Here is a 20,069-nt window from a genome sequence, read left to right as displayed (position 1 = left end):
TGCCCTCATGCAATCATCTGCCCAATCCCCATCCAAGCTCTATTACGGCTGGATCGTCGTACTGGTGGCGTTCGTGACGCTGCTTGTCTCCGCGGGCATCCGGTCCATGCCGAGCATCTTCATGGTCCCGTTCGAAACGGAATTCGGCTGGGAACGCAGCGGAATATCCGGCGTCATCTCGGTCGGCATCTTCCTCTACGGCTTGGTCGGGCCGTTCTCGGCGGCGCTGCTGGCGAAGTTCGGCATCCGCAGGATGATGGTCATCTCGCTGATCATTTTGGCGGGCAGCCTGGCGGTCACGCCGCTGATGACGCAGCTCTGGCAATACCAGCTGCTCTGGGGCGTCGTGTCCGGACTGGCCACGGGCATGATGGCGAACGTGCTCGGCGTCACCGTCGCCAGCCGCTGGTTCGTGCAGCGCAGAGGCTTGGTCGTGGGCGTTCTGACCGCAAGCGCGGCGACCGGCCAGCTGCTCTTCCTGCCGCTGCTGGCTCGGATTACGGTCCATGAAGGCTGGCGCTACGCGGTATACACGGCTGTCGCCGTCGTTCTTGCCTTGGCTGTCGTCGTGGCGATCTTCATGCGCAACCATCCGTATGACGTAGGCGCAGCCGCCTACGGAACGGAGGAGGTCGTGAAGCCGGATCCGTTCCGGGGCAGCATTTTCTTAACGCCGCTCCTGACGCTTCGCGATGCGATGAAGAACAAAACCTTCTGGCTGCTGGCCGGAACGTTCTTCTTCTGCGGGTTCTCGACGAACGGTCTCATCGGCACGCATTTGATCGCCGCCTGCGGCGACCATGGCATCGAAGAAGTGACGGCTGCCGGGTTGCTCGCGTTCATGGGGATCTTCGATTTGTTCGGCACGACGATGTCGGGCTGGTTCACGGACCGTTTCGACTCCCGCAAGCTGCTCTTCTGGTACTACGGGCTGCGCGGTTTATCGCTTATCTTCCTGCCTTACGCGCTCAATGCGACGCCAACGATGCTCATCGTATTCTCGGTGTTCTACGGGTTGGATTGGATCGCGACCGTGCCGCCGACCGTCAAACTCGCGGCTCAGGAATTCGGCAAAGAGCGGGCGGGCATGGTGTTCGGCTGGGTCGTCGTATTCCATCAGATCGGCGCATCGACGGCGGCGTACGGCGCAGGATTGGTCCGGCAAATAACCGGCACGTATTCCACGACGTTCGTGACGGCCGGCTTCATCTGCCTGATCGCCGCGCTCATGGCGCTGCGGATCGCGAAGAAAGCCGCGGTTGTGCGGGCGCAGGCTTGATCCATAACAGGCAAAAACCGGCGAGATACGATCTCGGCCGGTTTTTTTGCGTCGGCTCCGCGAACAGCGAAGATACGAGGCATGGTGCTGGGAAAAGTCCCGACGCATCCGCGCTATATCCGGTTCTGCCTGCGGTATTCGGAGGGGCGGGCGCCATCCAGACTATTGAAAATCCGGCTAAGATAAGAGCCGCTGTCATAGCCGCACAGTCCGGCGATATGATCGAGCGTGTAGTCCGTATGAATGAGCAGCTGCTTGGCCCGGCTTAGCCGCAGCGCATTCACATGCTGCTGCGGCGTCATCCCGTAAGCCGACTTGAACCGCTTGGTCATGACGGTACGGCTCATATTCGCCGCGGCGGCAATGTCCTGCAGCCGGCCATCTTCGAAGGCGCGGGCTTCGATCTCCCGGCGTATGGCCTGCATGGCGGAATCGGGCGGAGCGGCGGCAGCTTGCAGCCGGTCTTCGAGCTCTTCCTGGAGCTGAAGCCACAGATCGCTCAGGCCGTGGCATAGCCGCAGCGCGGACATGCCGTCCCGCCTGCCGGAGACCGCCGCGATACGGCGCAGGTTGGCATAGTGGCGCGAGGTGTCCCGGATTGCGAAGCGATACGGACCGCCGTTGCCATTCAGGTGCAGCGACGGGAACACGGCTTCCTCGGACGTTAATCGCACGCCCGCGTAATGGAGCGCGAGCGGGGCGAGCGCCTCCCGCCTGACGTCGGTGCCCGGCGGACAGACGAGCACATCGCCTGGAACGGCGGTCCCGTCGAAGCCTCCGATCCGATAACGGAAATGCCCGTGGGCGAGGGCGAAGAGCAGCCAATGGTCGTCATCCCGCCCGATCGGCAGAACGAAGCGGGATTTGTTGACCGAGTAATGGTAAAAGCCGACCTGCAGCGGGTAATCCATCGGGATCGCTCCTTGTATGTGGGCCAATTGCGGGCTCGTAATTGAAAGAACCGCAGAATACGCCGTTGAATGCAACATCGCGTCCGGACAACGAAATCCGGCATCAGCTTCAGTATATAACAAGGGGGCGGAGCGGTCACCGAACCATTGGAACAAATGTGCATCGAATGAGCGATTTTCTGCATCGTGACTGGATTTCACAGCGTGTATAATAGGCGCAAACCTTCAGGAGGCGATGAAAAAATGAAATCCGATCCGTATTACGAGATCGTCGTATATGGCGCAACGCCGGGAGGCATCGGTGCTGCCATTGCCGCCGCGCGAAGAGGCAGACGCACGCTGCTGCTTGAACCTTCGCCGTATATCGGCGGCATGATGACGAGCGGGCTCGGCCGCACGGATATCGACTGGCTCGAAGCGTCCGGCGCCATCTACCGCGAGTTCGCCGGGCGCGTGGAAGCCCATTATGCAGGGAAATATGGAACCGCTTCCGCGGAAGCGGAAGCTTGCAACAGGGGCATGTTTTTCGAACCGTCGCTAGCCCGCGCGATTCTGGAGGACATGCTGGCGGAGGAGCGCTTCCTGACCGTGGTGAGGTGCGCGGAGCTGCTGTCTGCGGACGTAGAAGAAGGCCGACTGACCCGGATTTTGATCGAGAAGGAAGCGGGGGACTGGCAGGGGCGGCGTTTCCTGTCTGCGGAAGTGTTCATCGACGGGACGTATGAAGGCGATCTTGCCGCGCTGGCCGGCGTGCCCTATGAGGTCGGACGCGAATCGAGGGACGAGTGGAACGAAGAATTCGCCGGCGTCCTGTATATGAACTTCGATCCGTCCAAAGAGGTGCTTCCGGGGAGCACCGGCGAGGGCGACGACCGCATTCAAGCGTACAATTACCGATTGTGCATCACCGACGTCCCGGAGAACCGCGTTGCGGTGTCCAAGCCTGCAGCGTATAACCGAGAAGAATACGCAAGCCTCGCGATCGATGCGGCGGAAGGCCGAATTCGGTCGATTCGCGACGTGCTGAATATTCTGCCGGTACCCGGAGGGAAGACGGACACGAACAACCATCACTACTGTATGTGCTCGAGCGATCTTCCGGAGGAGAACGGAACGTACCTGGACGGCAGCCGCGAGGAGCGTCAGCGGGTTAGAGACCGGCATCGGCATTATCTGCAGGGGCTGCTTTGGTTTCTGCAGCATGACGAATCGCTGCCGCTTGCTTTCCGCGAAGAGTCGTTGCGCTGGGGCTATGCGGCGGATGAGTTTACGGATACGGAGCATTTTCCGCCGCAGCTGTACGTGCGGGAAGGAAGGCGGATTCTCGGCGAATACCGGTTCACGGAGAATGACGCCCGCTTGGCGCCGGGCTTCGGCCGTACGCCGATTCATGCGGACAGCGTCGCGGTCGGAGCCTACGCGATCGATTCCCATGCCACGCGCAAGCGCGAAGCCGCCGGGCAAAATGCGGCGCTCGAAGGCTTCCTCGGTCTTGGCTGGCTGACGGAAGTGTACCAAATTCCATACGGTGTCATGCTGCCGCTGGGCGTTGAAGGTCTGCTCGTGCCTGTGGCCGTGTCGGCAACGCATATGGGTTTGGGCACGATTCGGATGGAACCGTGCTGGATGCAGCTCGGTTATGCCGCAGGCGCGGCCGCGGATCTGGCGATCCGATCCGCGGCGTCGCCGCGCGGCATCTCCATCGATGCGCTGCAGGATGAGCTGCTCGCCGCCGATCAGCTGATCGGGTTCTACCGCGATACCGATGCCTCCGGATTGATGGGCAAAGCCATTCAATATTTCGGCGCGAAAGGCGCCTTCCGCTCATACGAAGCCGAGCCGGATCAGGCCGTCACGGTCGAGCAGGCTTCGGCGCTTCTTGCGCTGGCCCGCCTGCTGCCCGGCGGGGCCCGATTCCCGGCGCTGCCTGCCGCCGGCACGATCCTGCCCGCGGGAACGGACATGGGGCCGCGCCTGCCGCGGGAAGAACCGTCGCCCGCCGCGTATTGGCAGCAGCATCCGCTGCTGGCGCAAGGGCATGCCGGCCGCTGGCTGCAGGCAGCCGGCAGGGCGCTTGCCGGCGGAGCGGCCCGGAGCGGCGCGGCGCTTGCGAGCCACCCGGCGGCGGCCGATTGGCTCCGCACGGACAGCGCGGCTTCGGCCGAAGACAGGCCGTCCCCGATGGGCAGCCGCACCGGGGAGGCCGCCGCGGCCGTCACGGTCGGAGAGTGGTGCGGCCTCTTGTACGGCTTGCTGCTCGAATCGCGGCGGCAAGCCGGAGCCCGCGCAGGCGGGCGGTAAGCGGAGCAAGCCGGGCCGGCCGCGGAGTGGGCTGCGGTCAGCCAGCTCCGCAAGGCGCGGCTGGCGGCGCGCATGGCTTGCAGCATGCGACCGCTAGCCGCTGTCGCAGCGGGAGCCGCAAGCCTTGGCGCATTGCGCATAGCCGCTTGCAGCGGATTCACCCCAAGAGTTGCACCCAGTACACTACATGGGCGGAAAACCGTCCAATTCGCCGTAAGAGTTGTACCCCGTACACTACATTGGCGGAAACCCGGCGGATTCGCCGCAAGAGTTGTACCCAGTACACTACATTGGCGGAAAACCGGCGGGTTCGCCGCAAGAGTTGTACCCAGTACACTACATTGGCGGAAAACCGGCGGGTTCGCCCCAAGAGTTGTACCCAGTACACTACATGGGCGGAAACCCGCCCAATTCCCCCAAGAGCCGCACCAGGTACCTGCATCCCGATTCTTCCGCCGCCGGGATGTCCCCGAGACAATCCCGGCCCGCCAAGCCGCCCGAATCAAATTCGGGCGGCTTTTTCACGCGGAACTGTTTCAAACTCCGCGCGAACGGGTAATGACCACGGTTAATGCCGCGTAAGCAGCATGCTTGACCTCCGAGCCCGGATATGGTTCACTCGATCCAGGCTTGAATTCCCCCGCGAAAGCCGCAGAGCAGCCTGCTTGCGGCGATGCCGGTTTATCTGGTTGACCTTGGCTAAATTGTGCCAATTCCTTGACCGGGCAGGATCGGGCCTGCCGATCTCGAATAAAGAATACGCCCCATTTTATCAACGGTTCAAAGGAGTGCTGGCATGAGAGAGCAAGAAGACCCCAAGAGCAAGGAAAACCGCAAACGAAATGCGTTCACGCTGCGCTTGAATATGTTTTTCGGCATGACCTTTATCGTATTCAGCATTTTAATCGTACGGCTCGCGATTTTGCAGTTTGTCGACGCCCCTAAATTCCAGGCGGAATTGGACGATAACGGCACAAGGTCGGTGAAGATCCCGCCGATCCGCGGAAATATTTTGGATTCCCAAGGAAAACCGCTGGCGTATTCCACCTCGACGCAATCCCTGTACTACACGATTCAGGCGGGACTGAAGGATGCGGATGCAGACAAGCTGGCACAGAAGCTGTTCGATATTTTCACCAAGATCGGCACGCCGGATCAGAAGCTAACCGTCAAAGAAATCAAGAAACGGATGGACCTTGCGCATATTCAGAATACATATGCGGTCCCGCGCCGAATCAAGATGGGCCTGTCCGAAGCGGAAATCGCCTACTTCTCCGAGAACCGCGAGCAGTACCCGGGATTCGATATCGTGGAGGAGAGCGTCCGCAACTACGACAAGGATGACGTTGCCGTGCAGCTGGTCGGGTACCTGAAGAAGTACCGCGGCGTTCGGGAATCCATGAGCAAATACAAGAACATTGCCGATCAAGAAGACGCCAAGCAGCAATATCTGGACGATGAGGATGTCGGTGTCGACGGTCTCGAATATATGTACCAAGACGTGCTTCGCGGCGAGAACGGACTGAAGGATTATCCCGTCAACGCGAAGGAAACGATCATCGGACCTCCCGTGGTTACGGTGCCAGTCAAAGGAGACAATCTGTTCCTCACGATCGACAAACGCGTTCAACTGCTGACGCAGCAGGCGATCACGGATCATCTCGCGTACATGAAGACAGCCTCGGGCTATTATAAGGACGGCGCGGACGCGACAACGGGTTATGCCGTTGCCATGGAAGTCAATACGGGAAAAGTCGTCGCCATGGCCAGCATGCCGGATTATGATCCGAGCGTTTGGGAAGGCGGTTCGATCAGTCCGGAGGACTGGGACGCAACGACGTATTTCCAAGCGAACGGCACGATCCGCCAAGCGTATCCGCCTTACGCCGACGAGAAGGAACGCAACCGCCATCCGTCCTCGATCGTACCGCTCGGCTCCACGCAGAAGCCGCTTTCCGTGCTCATCGGACTGAACGAGAAATTGTTTACGACGCATGACGTATTTAACGATACAGGCGTGTTCCTCTTCGGTAAATCGAAGCCGCAGGTCGCGATTCACGATTCGCAAGGCCATGCATACGGTCATATCGACGCCGCGGGCGCGATCCAGCATTCGTCCAATACGTTCATGGCCGCGATGGTCGGGAATAAGCTGTACCAGAAGTACAAAGGCGCTAAGGGCGTAGATGTCTGGGATAACTACGTCAAGCAGTTCGGCCTCGGGGTTTCCACCGAAAGCGGACTGCCGGGCGAAAGCAAAGGCGTTATCGATTATTATCACGAATCCGAAACCGCGAGCTCGCAGTCGGCGCTCATTCGGGCGTCCTTCGGCCAGCAGGCCAAATACACGACGCTGCAGCTGGCGCAATACGCGGCGATGCTCGGTAATGAGGGCAAGCGGATGCAGCCGCAGTTCGTCAATAAAGTCGTCGACCAGGACGGCAAAGTCGTGCAGGGCTTCACGCCGAAAGTATTGAATACCGTATCGTTCCCGCAAGAGTATTGGGACGAAATTTACGCTGGCATGAGCAAGGTTTCCGTGCAGGGCTTCGACGACTTCAAGTACAATTTCCTTCGCAAAACGGGTACGTCCGAGCAGGACGTCGGCGACCGGAAGAAGGTCGAGAACTCCGTGTTCATCGCCCTCGCGCCGGCAGAGCACCCTGTTCTCGCCGTGGCGGTCGTCGTGCCGGACGGCGGGTTCGGCGCCTACGGCGCCGCGCCGATCGCGCGTAAAATCTTCGACGCGTACGACGAGTACGTCGGCCTGGACGGCACGCCGCATCCGCCGCCGACGAATACGGCAGCCGGAACAACCAACACGACAGGCGGCACGGCTGCAAACGGACAAACGGCAGCACATTAATGGCAAGTAGCTGCATGCGTTATATGCGTTGAACGAAGCGAGGCTCGAAGGCCTCCGGTTAGATCGAGAAGCAACTACAGTTCAACATATACTCTGACCTCGGGGCAGCCCCCCGGGGTCTTTTTTGCGTTCAGGCGTCCGCTTAACCGGAGATCCAGACAACTGGCTAACAAAAGACGATCGATGTTCAGAGAGTAATATATAACCGCGAAAAGCAATGAATTATGATTTGTACATAAGAGAAAGGCCATGCAGCAGCGCTTGCTTATCGCCGCCGCAAGTCGGCTGGCGCGGGAAATTCGCATGCCGAAGATGCAAACAGCTCGGTTCCCGTCTGCTTTCATCGGATATTATGATCGCGCTTACAACGGGAAAATAGGCTGCATTTTACGAATGCGAATCACCGCATGAGGCGGCTGTCCGGGAAGGATGTGATGAACGACCAAGCGAGTGCCGGCACGAATGCATCGGCAATCAAGAACGATGCGGGCTGCGGACCGCAGACGGAAACGAACGGAAGAAACGGCTGTACCGTAAGGATTCGACGACAATTTAATGTGGGGGAATGACAATGAACCGATCGTTAAAGTTCAAATCGCTCGTGCTTATGGCCAGTATATCCTTGGCAGCCTTGACGGCTTGCAGCAACTCGAATAACGGCGGGGACAACGCAGCCGGCAACGGAAACACGGCAGCGGCCGGTAACGACGGCACGAAAGCGACGAACGGCAATGCGGCAGCAAGCGGCGGCAACGCGGCTAACAACGGCGCGAACAACGCGGAAGACGACGATGTCACGACGATGAGCAAAGTATCGGGCATGACCATTCGGATCGCCGCCAACTGGGACGGCACGCCGACGCCGGATACGCCGATGGGCGCGAAGCGTCTCGAGCTGCAGAAAGCGGTCGAAGCGAAATACAACGTGAAGATCCAATACTTGAACATTCCGAACGAAGAGTTCCAGAACAAAATGAAGGCCTCGATTCTGAACGGCAGCCCTGCCGCCGAAATTTGGTACATGGGCAGTTCGGATGTCGTGCCCGGCCTCGCCAAGGAAGGGCTGTTCCTGCCGATCGACGATTTAATCTCGCTTTCGGACGAGAAGCAAATTCCGGTCGACGATTTCCGCAAGTACACGGGCTATAACGGGAAGATTTACGGCTTCAATACGGAAGCGAGCGTCGATCAAATCGGTATTTTCTATAACCGGGCGCTGTTCGAGAAGAACGGCTTGCCTGATCCGCATACGTGGGTCGAAAGCAAAGAATGGACCTGGGATAAGTTCAGGGAAGTGGCGAAGCAGCTGACCAAGGATACGAACGGGGACGGCAAACCGGATCAATGGGGACTGACGGGCTATGCGGGTGACTGGGTCTGGTTCCAGGCCTTGGCGAACGGCGGCCATCTCTTCGATCTGGAGACGGGCAAGCAGACGCTTGACGATCCGAAGACGCAAGAAGCGATGGACTTCATGGCGAAGCTGTTCACGGAAGACAAAGTGGTCGCGGATTCGACTTGGGGCTTCCTCGATTCGTTCCCGAAAGGAAATATCGGGATGACGCCGAGCTTCTCGTGGACGGGCGGCACTTGGAAAGCGAACATGAAGCAGGACGGCTACGGATTCCTGCCGATGCCGCTCGGACCGGGACAGACGGATTACGTGAACCCGTCCAGACAAACGAACTCGAACTTCATCGCGAAGGGCACGAAATACCCGGAAGCCGTCATGCAAATTTGGAAAGAGCTGCAGGTTTGGGATACCGAAGCGCATGCCGACGAGTATTACAATGCGCAATACGACCACGACGACGATATCGAAGTGGCCAAAATGCTGAGCAAAAACGTCAATTTCGACTTCTTCAACACGATCAACGGCGGCCTCATCGACCAAATCGGCAACGAGCTGGCAACGGGCGCCACGACCGCGGCGCAGGCGGCTCAGAAGTACGGCCCGATGCTCCAGGATAAAGCGGACATCTTGCTGAAGCAATAGCATCCGCATCCGCAATGGAAATCGCGAACAGTCGCACCCGGAATTCCCGCCTGGTCTTCCCTGAAGGCTCAGGCAGGAAACGGAATTCCGGGGCGATTGTTTCCGGCATTGCGGGGACGTTGAAAGGAGGGACGGCGAGTGCCTTACGGACGTTGGAGAAGGCCGGCCATATATGGGCTGTCGGCTATTGTGGCGATAGCTGTCGCCGTGCCGTTGTACAGGGCGGTTCAGCAAGGAAAGTCAGACCGCGTGTTCGCCGCGGGCGATGCCTCCGTCATGGACGAAGCGTTGGCCGGCAAGCCGCAGAAGGGGAGCTACGCAGCCTACCTCGCGGCATTCAAGGATGAACCTAAGCCGGAAGCGGGCGTAACGATTCCCGCCGGCGACTATGCCTCCGCGAACGATATGAAGGCGAAGGTCATGCCGCAGTACGAAGGCGCGCAGGGCGAGGCGGTATGGACGGACGAATCCGGTTCGATCGCCTGGAACGTGGACGTACCGGCAACGGGCTTGTATAACATGGCGGTCGACTACTTTCCGATTGAAGGCAAGAGCGCGGCCATCGAACGACAGATTCTGATCGACGGCCAGGCGCCGTTCACCGAGGCGGGAAGCATCGTCTTCTCCCGCGTATGGGGGAGCGCGTCCGCGATCGCCAAACGCGACGATAACGGCAACGACATCCGGCCGCAGGAAATCGAGAAGCCGGTGTGGCAGCAAGCGATCGTCAAAGATGCGGAAGGCTCTTACGAGCAGCCGTTTTATTTTCACTTATCCGCAGGCAAGCATACCATTACGTTCGTCTCGCTGCGGGAGCCGATGGTCATCGGGGACATCAGGCTGATGCAGCAGCCGGCAACGCCGACGTACGCGGAAGCAAGCCAAGCGTATGCGTCGGAAGGCCTGAAGCCGGTCAAGGACGCGCTCGTCAAAGTGCAGGGGGAGCAAGCGGTCCGCGTCTCCGACCCGACGCTGTATCCTTCGAACGACCGCTCAAGCCCGGCAACGGAGCCGTACGACGTATCGAAAATCCGGATGAACATGATCGGCGGACACAACTGGCGCATGCCCGGCCAATGGATCGAATGGGATGTCGAGGCGCCGGAGGACGGCTTGTACCGGATCGCGTTCAAGAGCCGTCAGAACGAGCTGCGCGGCTTGTACGCCACTCGGAAATTGACGATCGACGGGACGATTCCGTTCCAGGAAGCGAAAGAAATCCGATTTCTGTACGACCGGGACTGGAGCATGGGCATTCTCGGCGGAAGCAAGGACCCGTATCTGTTCAAGCTTGCGAAGGGCAAGCATACGATTCGTTTGGAAGTTTCGCTCGGCGACGTGGCACCGATGATCCGCGCCGTGCAGAACGCAGTGCTGGAGTTGAACGCGCTGTACCGGGACATCATCAAAATTACCGGCTCGACGCCCGACCCGAACCGTGACTATCACCTCGATCGCCAAGTTCCCGGACTGGTATCGAGATTCAATGCGCAGAGCAAGCTGCTGTACGGCATCGGAGACGCACTGGAGCAATTGACCGGCGAGAAGAGCGAACAGGTAGCGGCGCTGTACCGGACGGCTTATCAACTGGAAGACATGGCGAAGCGCCCGGATACGATTCAAGACCGGCTGGATACGTACAAAGTAAACGTCGGCAGCTTAGGCACTTGGCTGCTTACGGTCCGCGAACAGCCGCTCGATATCGATTATTTGCTGCTTGCGGGCACGGACGTTACGCTGCCGAAGGCGAACGCTTCGTGGCTGGCCAAGGTGAAGCACGAGAGCCAGGCATTCTTGTATTCCTTCTTCGAGGATTACAACAGCCTCGGCGACGTGTCCTCCGGCGACGGCAAGCAAGGCGGGACGGTTACGGTATGGATCGGCACGGGCCGCGATCAGGCGCAGGCGCTGAAGTCGATGATCGACGACACGTTCACGCCGGAAACCGGCATCAAAGTCGACCTGAAGCTGGTGCAGATGGGCAATCTGCTGCCTGCGACGCTGGCAGGCGAAGGGCCGGACGTAGCGATGCAGATCGATAACCAGACGCCGGTTAACTTCGCGATGCGCAATGCCGCGCAGGATCTGACCGTATTTAAGGATTTCGCCCAAGTGGCCTCGCGCTTCCGCGACAGCGCCATGGTGCCTTACCGGTACGGCGACAACGTCTACGCGCTGCCGGAGCAGCAATCGTTCGGCATGCTGTTTTACCGGAAGGACGTGCTCGATGAACTGGGGCTGAAGGTGCCGCAAACGTGGGACGATGTGTACGACATGATCCCGGTGCTGCAGAAGAACAATATGCAATTCGAGCTGCCGTTGGAGCAGAACTTTGCCCGGATGCCGTCGATGGCGCCGAACGCGATCTATACGTCGCTGCTGTTCCAGTCGAATGGCCGGCTGTACGCGAATGGCGGCAAGCGGAGCGATCTGGATTCCGAGGCGTCGATGCGTTCGTTCCGGCAGTGGACGGAGTTTTATACGAATTACAGAATGCCGCTTACGTTCGACTTCCCTAACAGGTTCCGGACCGGCGAGATGCCGATCGGGATCGCCGATTACACGCTGTACAACAATTTGACCGTATCCGCGCCTGAAATTCGCGGGTTGTGGGATTTCGCGCCGATTCCGGGCACGAAGGCGGCAAGCGGCGAAATCCGGCGGGACGAGGGCAGCAGCGGCACGTCGGTCATGATGCCCGGCAACGCGGCGCACAAAGATAACGCGTGGTCGTTCATGAAATGGTGGACGAGTACGGATACGCAGGTCCGGTTCGGCCGGGAAATGGAAGGCCTGATGGGGGCCGCGGCGCGTTATCCGACCGCGAATACCGAAGCGCTGGCCGAGCTGCCTTGGCCGGTGAAGGATTACCGCAGTTTGCAGGAGCAGTGGGAGTGGGTGCAGGGGATTCCGGAGGTGCCGGGAGGCTATTACACCGGCCGCCAGATCGACAACGCTTTCCGTAAGGTCGTCAACGAGAACGCCAACGCCCGTGAAACCCTGTACGATTACACGCGTTCCATTAACGACGAAATCAGTTTGAAGCGCAGCGAATTCAAGCTGCCGGACTAGGGGGGAAACCGTTTGTTCGCAAAAGCCGCGGCCGAGTTCAATCGCAGCAAGCATGCCTATGTGATGCTCGCCCCCTATTTGCTGCTGTTCGTTCTGTTTACGGTTGTGCCCGTCGCCATCTCGCTGGTTATCAGCTTCACGTATTTCAACATGCTGGAATTTCCGCGATGGGTCGGCTGGCACAATTACCAGCAGCTGTTCCTGGAGGACGACGTCTTCCTGATCGCGATCAAGAACACGTTCATCTTCGCCGTCATCACAGGCCCTCTCAGCTACATGGCCTGCTTCCTGTTCGCGTGGCTGATTAACGGGCTGCAGCCGAAAGTACGCGCATTGTTCACGCTGCTCTTCTATGCGCCGTCGATTTCCGGAAATATCTACTTCATGTGGCAGCTGCTGTTCTCCGGCGATTCGTACGGCTACATCAATGGCTTCCTGATGAAGCTCGGCGTCATCGTCGAGCCGATTCAGTGGCTGACCGACCCGAAATACATTTTGCCGATCATCATTCTCGTCCAGCTGTGGCTCAGCCTCGGCACCAGCTTTCTCGCTTTTATCGCCGGTCTGCAGAACATCGACAAGACGCTGTTCGAAGCGGGAGCGGTCGACGGCGTCAGCAACCGCTGGCAGGAGCTGTGGTATATCACGCTGCCGGCGATGCGGCCGATGCTGATGTTCGGCGCCGTCATCCAAATCACGAGCTCGTTCGCCGTGGCCGACGTCGCGATCAATCTGGCCGGATTTCCGAGCGTCAACTACGCGGCGCACACGATTGTCACCCATCTGATGGACTATGGAACAGTACGTTTCGAGATGGGCTATTCGTCGGCGATCGCCACGGTGCTGTTCATTATGATGATCACGATGAATGTACTCACGCAGAAACTGCTGCGAAGAATAGGAGAGTGACGCATGAGCGAAACGATGCTGGAGCGGGCGCCGAAGGCCGGAAAAGCCGCTTCCGCGGCAGGCCGGCCCAACCTGTTCAGGCTGTTCAGGCTGCGGCGCGCAAAGAGGGTCAACCATTCCTGGTGGGGCAATGCCATCGCCTTTCTCGTGCTCTGCGCCGTAGCCGCATTCATGGCGTTGCCGCTCGTTTTCTCGATTAACAACGCCTTTAAGCCGCTGGACGAAATCTTCGTCTTTCCGCCGAGATTTCTCGTGCGCAATCCGACGCTGACCAATTTCGGAGATCTGTTCTCCCTGCTCTCCAATTCTTGGGTGCCGTTCTCGCGCTACGTCTTCAATACGGTGTTCATAACGCTGGCCGGTACAGTGGGCCATGTCATTCTGGCCTCGGCGGCCGCGTTCGTGCTTGCCAAGTATCAATTCAAAGGGAAGAACTTGATCTTCACGATGATCGTGCTGTCGCTGATGTTCTCCGGGCAAGTGACGATGATTCCGAACTACATGACGATGGCCTGGCTTGGGTGGATCGACTCGTATGCATCGATTATCGTGCCGGCGTTCGCGTACCCGCTCGGTCTCTACCTGATGAAGCAGTTCATGGAGATGATTCCCGACTCGCTGCTCGAAGCGGCGAAGATCGACGGCGCAAGCGACTACCGCATCTTCTGGCAGATCGTCATGCCGCTCGTCAAGCCGGCCTGGATGACCCTTACGATTCTGTTGTTCCAGATGCTGTGGGGCACCGACGGCGGCAATTTCGTCTACAGCGAGCAGCTCAAGACGCTTCATTACGCGGTGACGCAGATCGTTCTCGGCGGTATCGCCCGTACGGGAGCCGCCGCGGCCGTGTCGCTGCTGCTCATGAGCGTGCCGATTCTATTCTTTCTATTTTCGCAGAGCAAAATTATCCAAACGATGGCCACTTCAGGGATGAAGGATTGAGCGGCCGGCGTCTTCGGAGCGCACGGGATGCGGATGGAACGGCCATCCGCCGCCGCTAAACCGCGCTTTCGAAGAAATCGCTAGGGGGGAGACCGATTGAGAACGATCGTACTGAAGGCCAGGTCCCTGCTTATCGGCATCGGCGCTGCCGCGCTGCTCGTCGCCAGCCCGGCTGCTGCTGCAGCGGACCAGCCGTATGAAGGCTATAACTACTCGTACTGGCAGAAGTCGGTTCCATCGCCCAACGCCTACTTGCCGTCCTCGGTAATCGACGGCGTGTCGCTCGGGGCGGGGGCGCTCAAACTGCCGGGAGATCTGTTCGTCGGCAAGGACAACCGCATTTACGTGCTGGACAGCGGCAACAACCGCATCCTCGTGCTGAACGAGCAGTTCAAGCTCGAGCACGAAATCAAAGGCTTCGCGAACGGCGGAAAGCAGGATACGTTCAACAATCCGCAGGGCATCTTCGTGACGAGCTCCGGCCATATCTATGTCGCGGACACGGACAACGGGCGTATTGTCGAGCTGGACGGGGCTGGCATGCTCGTCCGCGTCATCGGGCCGCCCAAATCCGAAATCCTGCCGGCGGACTTCCGCTATGCGCCGATCAAGGTAGCGCTCGACCGGGCGAATCGGATGTACGTCATCGGCCGCGGCGTGACCGACGGGATGATGGAATTCGATATGACCGGTACCTTCAATGCGTTCATGGGCGCGCCGCGAGTGTCGTTTAATCCGGTGGATTTGTTCTGGAAGGAAGTGTCGACGAAGGCGCAGCGGGACAAAATGATTCAGTTTATTCCGACGGAATTCAACAACCTCGAAATCGACGGGAACGGTTTTATCTACGTGACGACCCAAACCAAGTCGGCCGCGCCGATTCAGAAGCTGAATCCGACGGGCATTAATATTTTGAAAGCGAACGGCGCCGTGCCGCCGATCGGGGACGTCCAGCACCGGGTAGACGAAGAATCGCAATTCACGGACATCTCGGCCGGCGAACATGGCATCTACCATGCGCTGGATACGCGCAAAGGCCGGATTTTCACCTATGACGAGGAAGGGCATCTGCTCTATGTCTTCGGTCAGCGGGGGGAGCAGGCCGGAACGTTCCGGACGCCGGCGGCGATCGATTCCTTGGGCGACGACATTCTGGTGCTGGACCGCGATCAGTCGCTGATTACGCTGTTCAAGCCGACGCCGTTCGGCGAAGCCGTCAATAAGGCGGTCGCGCTGCATGACGACGGCAAGGAGGAAGAAGCGCGCGGCTGGTGGAACCAAGTGCTGCGCGTGGACGGCAACTACGAGCTGGCCTATGACGGCATCGGCAAGTCGTTTCTGCGGGAAGGCAACTATCGGGATGCGATGCGGTATTTCAAGCTCGGCATGGATCGTACCTATTATTCGAAAGCGTTTCAGTTGGAGCGCAAACAGCAGGCCCGCCGCTATTTCACGCCGGTCATGTCGGTTCTCGTTCCGCTGCTCGTCCTGCTCTGGCTCGGGCCGAAGGTGCTGCGCTACGGGAAGAGGAAATGGCGCAGAAGCGACGGGAAAGGGGGTATCGGGTTAGATGGTTAAGGAGCAGCTGGGTTTCGCGTTCTATGTCATCTTCCATCCGTTCAAGGGCTTCTGGGATATGAAATACGAGGGCCAAGGCCGCACGTCGGCCGCACTCTCGGTACTGGCGCTGCTCGTTATCGCCGTGATCGTCAAAATGCAGTTCGCCGGCTTCCTCGTCAACGGGAACAAGCTGGATGAATTGAACAGCATGGATCAGCTGCGGAACGTCGTGCTGCCGTTCTTCCTCTGGTGCGTCGCCAATTGGTCGACGACCACCTTGATGGAAGGCGAGGGCAAGTTCGTCGAGATCATCCGGGCGGTCGGCTACGCGCTGCTGCCGATGGCGCTGCTCTACTTCGTGCAGACGGCGTTCAGCAATATCGTGACGCTGCAGGAGAGCGCCTTTTATTATTTCTTCGACGGCCTGGCCGTCGCTTGGATCGTCTGGCTGCTCTTCATCGGCACGATGACGGTGCATCAGTATTCCGTCAGCAAAACCATCGTGACGATGGGGCTGTCGCTGATCGTCTGCGGCATCATCATCTTCATCGGCATGCTGTTCTTCAACTTGCTGCAGCAAATGTTCGGCTTCGTTTACACGATTTACAGGGAACTCGCGTTTCGGTCGTAAACCGCGCTTGCGGCGGTTGGACGGAACGCTCTCGGGAGGGCGCATATGAGGAAGAAGATACTGTTGCTAGTGTGCGCGTCGCTCGCGATCGCTGCCGTCTCGCTCACGGTTGTCCGCTCGGGCGCGGCGGTTACGCAAGCCGCGGAGACGCAGGCGGCGGAGAAGGCGGACCCCGCTCCGGCCAGAGCGGCAGCCGCAACGACAACCGCAACGACGGCCGCGGCGGACACGGCGGACACGGCGGTTTCGTCCGCGAAGGCCGCGCTGCCGCAGGACGGGAGCGTGCCGGGCATGGAGCTGGCGGCGCAGAACGACCGGCTGTCGTTGTACGTGAATCGGAAGACGACGGAGGTCGCGGTCAAAGTTCGCGACAGCGGCGACATCTGGTATTCGAATCCGCCGGGGAGACAGGAAGATCCGCTCGCCGAGGCATTCGTCAAGGGAAGGCTCGGCTCGCAACTATCCATGAATTATTACACCGGCGACGGGAAGGTCGGCTTTATCGACAATTACAACGAGAGCATCGCCAGGAATCAGTTCGATATTCAGATCGCGGACGGGAAAGTGACCGTCGATTACGTGATCGGCGATGTTTCCGCAGAGCTGGCTGCGCCGAAACGATTCGGGATCAGCCGGTTCGAGAAGGAGATTCTGCCAAAGATCGCCGATGAGGCCGTACGGAAGAAATTCAATGAAGCCTACCGCCTCGTCAAGGAAGCGGGTTATTACGAGCTGTGGAACAACTTGTCTAAGGACCGCGTGAAATCGATGCTCGAGACGCTGGTCGGCATCGGGTACACGGCGGACGACTTTGACCGGGATAACCGCGACAACGGGGTAATCATTCCGCCGAAGGTCGCTTTCAAGGCGACGCTTCAGTATTCGCTCGACGGAGATAATCTGCTCGTGACGATGCCGTTGTCGAAGATGACCCAGACGAAGGAATTCCCGATTCAGAAAGTATCGCTGCTAGAATTCTTCGGCGCCGCAGATTCGAAAGCGCAGGGCTATATGCTGGTGCCGGACGGTTCGGGCGCGCTGATCGATCTGAACAACCGGAAGACGTCCGCCGCTCCGTTCGCGACGCCGATCTACGGCAGCGACATGACGTTCGACGAGCGAAGCGAGGGACCCCACTCGGCGCAGGCGCGGATGCCGGTATTCGGCATGAAGCAGGGCGACATGGCGATGCTCGGCATCGTCGAGCAGGGGGACGCGATGGCGAACGTGGAAGCGGACGTCGGCGGCAGGCAGCATTCCTATAATCAAGTGCATGCCAGCTTCACGGCGATGGCGATGGATGAGATCAGCCTGACCGCAGGCTGGTTCTCGAACAGCATTCCCGTCTTCCAGTCGAAGATGAATCAGGGCGACGTCGTCATCCGCTATGCGTTCATGTCGGGGGCCGACGCGACGTATTCCGGCATGGCCAGCCGGTACCGGCAGTACCTGATCGACCAGGCAGGCATGAAGCCGCTCGCCGATAACGGCCATACGCCGTTCTTCCTGGAGCTGCTCGGCTCGGTGCCGAAGAAGGCCTCGTTCCTCGGCATCCGTTACCGCAAATCGGAGCCGCTCACGACCTTCGATCAGGCGCAGGAGATCGTGCAGAAGCTGAAAGCCGTCAACGTGGACGACATCAAGCTTCGCTATGTCGGCTGGTTTAACGGCGGCATGCTGCAGAAGGCGCCGACCTCGATCAAGCCGGATAAGGCTGCCGGCGGGAAGAGCGGCTTCAATGCGCTGGCCGCGTATTTGAAGGAACAGCATGTCGCGTTCTACCCGGACGTCTCGCTGCTTCATGCATATGGCGACAAGGGCCTGTTCGGCCAGAACCGGAATGCATCCTTGTTCCTGAATCAGAAGACGGCGGAGCGCTATCCGTACGTAAGAGCGACGGGCAGACAGAACGGCAATGCGTCGCCTTATTACATCGTGACGCCTGCGAAGCTGCCTGGCATCGTGACCCGGTTCGCCAATGCTTATGCCGATTACGGGGTGACCGGACTGTCTGCCGGCGATCTGGGCGACTTGATCAACTCCGACTTCCGCAAGTCGAACATGGTCGACCGTCAGGAAGCCGCGACCGTCATCCGGACGCAGGCGCAGACGCTGGCCAAAGAGTTCCCCGATCTGCTGGTCGAAGGCGGCAATGCCGCGCTGGTGCCGTATTTCAAGAGCGTCGTCGGCGCGCCTACGAGCAGCAGCGGCTACCAAATTACCGATCGCAGCGTTCCTTTCTACGAGATGGCGCTGCATGGCTACGTCGATTATGCCGGGGATCCGGCCAACATGACGCTTGGCGGAGATTTGCGCAAGTACGAGCTGAAGCTGCTGGAAACGGGCGCAAACGTCTATTTCCAATGGTCGTATTCGCCGCCGTCGAAAGTGAAGGATACGGAGTTCGATCACTATTACGCGACGCTGTATTCCGATTGGCTGAAGGAGGCGGCGGAGATGTACCGCGAAGTAACGGCGGTGCTGGGCGACGTACGGACGCTTCCGATTACGGACCATCGGCAATTGGCTGAAGGCGTGTTCCGGACGACGTACGGTAACGGAAAGCATGTAACAGTCAACTACAACGATGCGCCGGCGACCGTGGATGGCACGACCATTCCGGCCCAAGGCTACGTGACGGGCGGTGAACGGCCATGATGCGCAAACAGCTGTCCTTCGAGCAGCAGAAGAAATGGTACGGCGTCCTCTTCCTATCGCCGTGGATGCTTGGCTTCCTGCTGCTGTTCGCCATCCCGCTCATCGCCTCCTTCCGGTTCAGCCTCGGGAAACTGGAGATGCTGGCCGCGGGCGGATATAAAGTCATGTACGGCGGCTTCGGCAATTACAAGTACGCGCTGACCGAGCATGCCGAATTTAACCGCGTGCTGACCGAATCGGTCGTGAACATGGCGGTTAACGTGCCGCTCATTCTGTTCTTCAGTCTGTTTGCGGCGACGCTGCTGAACCAGAAGTTTCGCGGCCGGGCGATTGCCAGAGCGGTGTTCTTCCTGCCCGTCATTCTGGCGTCCGGCATTATCCACGACATCTCGACGCAGAGCATCATGTCCACCGTGATGAACGGGATGACGTACGGCACGAATCTCGATCCGGAAGTTACCGGACTGTCCGGCTCCGGGCTGTCGCAAAGCCTCGAGCTGAAGGGCATGCTGGTCGATGCCGGGATGAGCCAGGCGCTCACCGATTATCTATCGAACGCCGTTGACCGCATCTACGAGATTATCAGCTCGTCCGGCGTGCAAATCTTGATTTTCCTGGCCGGCTTGCAGTCCATATCCCCGTCCTTGTACGAAGCGTCGAAGATCGAAGGCGCGACGGGTTACGAGATCTTCTGGAAAGTGACGTTTCCGATGGTGAGCCCGCTGATCCTGACCAATGTCATCTATACGGTCATCGACAGCTTCGCGGACAACAGCCTGACCAAGCTGGCTTATAAAACGGCGTTCACGGACATGAATTTCGGCCTGAGCGCGGCGATGTCCTGGATGTATTTTATCGTGGAGGGCCTCATGCTGCTCCTCATCGCTTATACCGTTTCCAAGCGCGTGTTCTATTACGACTAACGCAAAGGAGTGAAGGCTGCC

General features: G+C 59.2%; 13 protein-coding genes. 12 read left to right on the top strand and 1 reads right to left on the bottom strand.

Translation table 11 applies throughout. The features are described 5' to 3' along the window. Positions 1–7 precede the first annotated feature (7 nt). Positions 8–1,279, top strand: a complete 1,272-nt coding sequence (locus GZH47_RS09800) for an MFS transporter (protein ID WP_162639926.1) — start codon at positions 8–10, stop codon at positions 1,277–1,279. A gap of 113 nt (positions 1,280–1,392) precedes the next feature. Here GZH47_RS09800 and GZH47_RS09795 read toward each other — a convergent pair whose 3' ends face one another. Then, positions 1,393–2,190 (bottom strand): helix-turn-helix domain-containing protein, encoded by a 798-nt coding sequence (locus tag GZH47_RS09795; RefSeq protein WP_162639925.1) that lies wholly within the window; start codon positions 2,188–2,190, stop codon positions 1,393–1,395. A gap of 243 nt (positions 2,191–2,433) precedes the next feature. Here GZH47_RS09795 and GZH47_RS09790 point away from each other — a divergent pair, with 243 nt between their 5' ends. From GZH47_RS09790 to GZH47_RS09745, 11 genes are all read left to right on the top strand, one after another. Then, on the top strand, positions 2,434–4,491 hold the full coding sequence (locus tag GZH47_RS09790) for an FAD-dependent oxidoreductase (protein ID WP_162639924.1): 2,058 nt from the start codon (positions 2,434–2,436) through the stop codon (positions 4,489–4,491). 796 nt (positions 4,492–5,287) lie between these two features. Then, a complete protein-coding gene (locus GZH47_RS09785; protein ID WP_162639923.1) occupies positions 5,288–7,357 on the top strand; it encodes a peptidoglycan D,D-transpeptidase FtsI family protein in 2,070 nt (689 codons plus the stop codon). Between the two features lie 434 nt (positions 7,358–7,791). Next, positions 7,792–7,926 carry a hypothetical protein gene (locus tag GZH47_RS34370; protein WP_263866914.1) on the top strand — a complete coding sequence of 45 codons (135 nt, stop codon included), beginning with the start codon at positions 7,792–7,794 and terminating at the stop codon, positions 7,924–7,926. 2 nt (positions 7,927–7,928) lie between these two features. Then, positions 7,929–9,353, top strand: coding sequence for an ABC transporter substrate-binding protein (locus GZH47_RS09780; protein WP_162639922.1), 1,425 nt, complete (start codon positions 7,929–7,931; stop codon positions 9,351–9,353). Between the two features lie 138 nt (positions 9,354–9,491). Continuing rightward, on the top strand, positions 9,492–12,425 hold the full coding sequence (locus GZH47_RS09775) for an extracellular solute-binding protein (RefSeq protein ID WP_225446422.1): 2,934 nt from the start codon (positions 9,492–9,494) through the stop codon (positions 12,423–12,425). A 63-nt stretch (positions 12,426–12,488) separates the two neighbouring features. Next, entirely contained in the window at positions 12,489–13,334 is an 846-nt protein-coding gene (locus tag GZH47_RS09770) for a carbohydrate ABC transporter permease (RefSeq protein ID WP_162645161.1), read from the top strand. A 3-nt stretch (positions 13,335–13,337) separates the two neighbouring features. Beyond that, positions 13,338–14,276 carry a carbohydrate ABC transporter permease gene (locus GZH47_RS09765; RefSeq protein ID WP_225446421.1) on the top strand — a complete coding sequence of 313 codons (939 nt, stop codon included), beginning with the start codon at positions 13,338–13,340 and terminating at the stop codon, positions 14,274–14,276. Between the two features lie 96 nt (positions 14,277–14,372). Then, positions 14,373–15,854, top strand: coding sequence for an NHL repeat-containing protein (locus tag GZH47_RS09760; RefSeq protein ID WP_162639921.1), 1,482 nt, complete (start codon positions 14,373–14,375; stop codon positions 15,852–15,854). Beyond that, on the top strand, positions 15,847–16,467 hold the full coding sequence (locus GZH47_RS09755; protein ID WP_162639920.1) for a Yip1 family protein: 621 nt from the start codon (positions 15,847–15,849) through the stop codon (positions 16,465–16,467). Before GZH47_RS09760 ends, GZH47_RS09755 begins: the two co-directional genes overlap by 8 nt. Positions 16,468–16,512: 45 nt before the next feature. Further along, positions 16,513–19,125, top strand: coding sequence for a DUF5696 domain-containing protein (locus GZH47_RS09750; RefSeq protein WP_162639919.1), 2,613 nt, complete (start codon positions 16,513–16,515; stop codon positions 19,123–19,125). Continuing rightward, positions 19,122–20,048 carry a carbohydrate ABC transporter permease gene (locus tag GZH47_RS09745; RefSeq protein ID WP_318653420.1) on the top strand — a complete coding sequence of 309 codons (927 nt, stop codon included), beginning with the start codon at positions 19,122–19,124 and terminating at the stop codon, positions 20,046–20,048. The genes GZH47_RS09750 and GZH47_RS09745 overlap by 4 nt, the downstream gene beginning before the upstream one ends. Positions 20,049–20,069: the final 21 nt, after the last annotated feature.

This window comes from Paenibacillus rhizovicinus (genome assembly GCF_010365285.1).
Classification (GTDB): domain Bacteria; phylum Bacillota; class Bacilli; order Paenibacillales; family Paenibacillaceae; genus Paenibacillus_Z; species Paenibacillus_Z rhizovicinus.
Note: the sequence above shows the minus strand (reverse complement) of the source record. Positions and strands in the feature narration are given on the sequence as shown.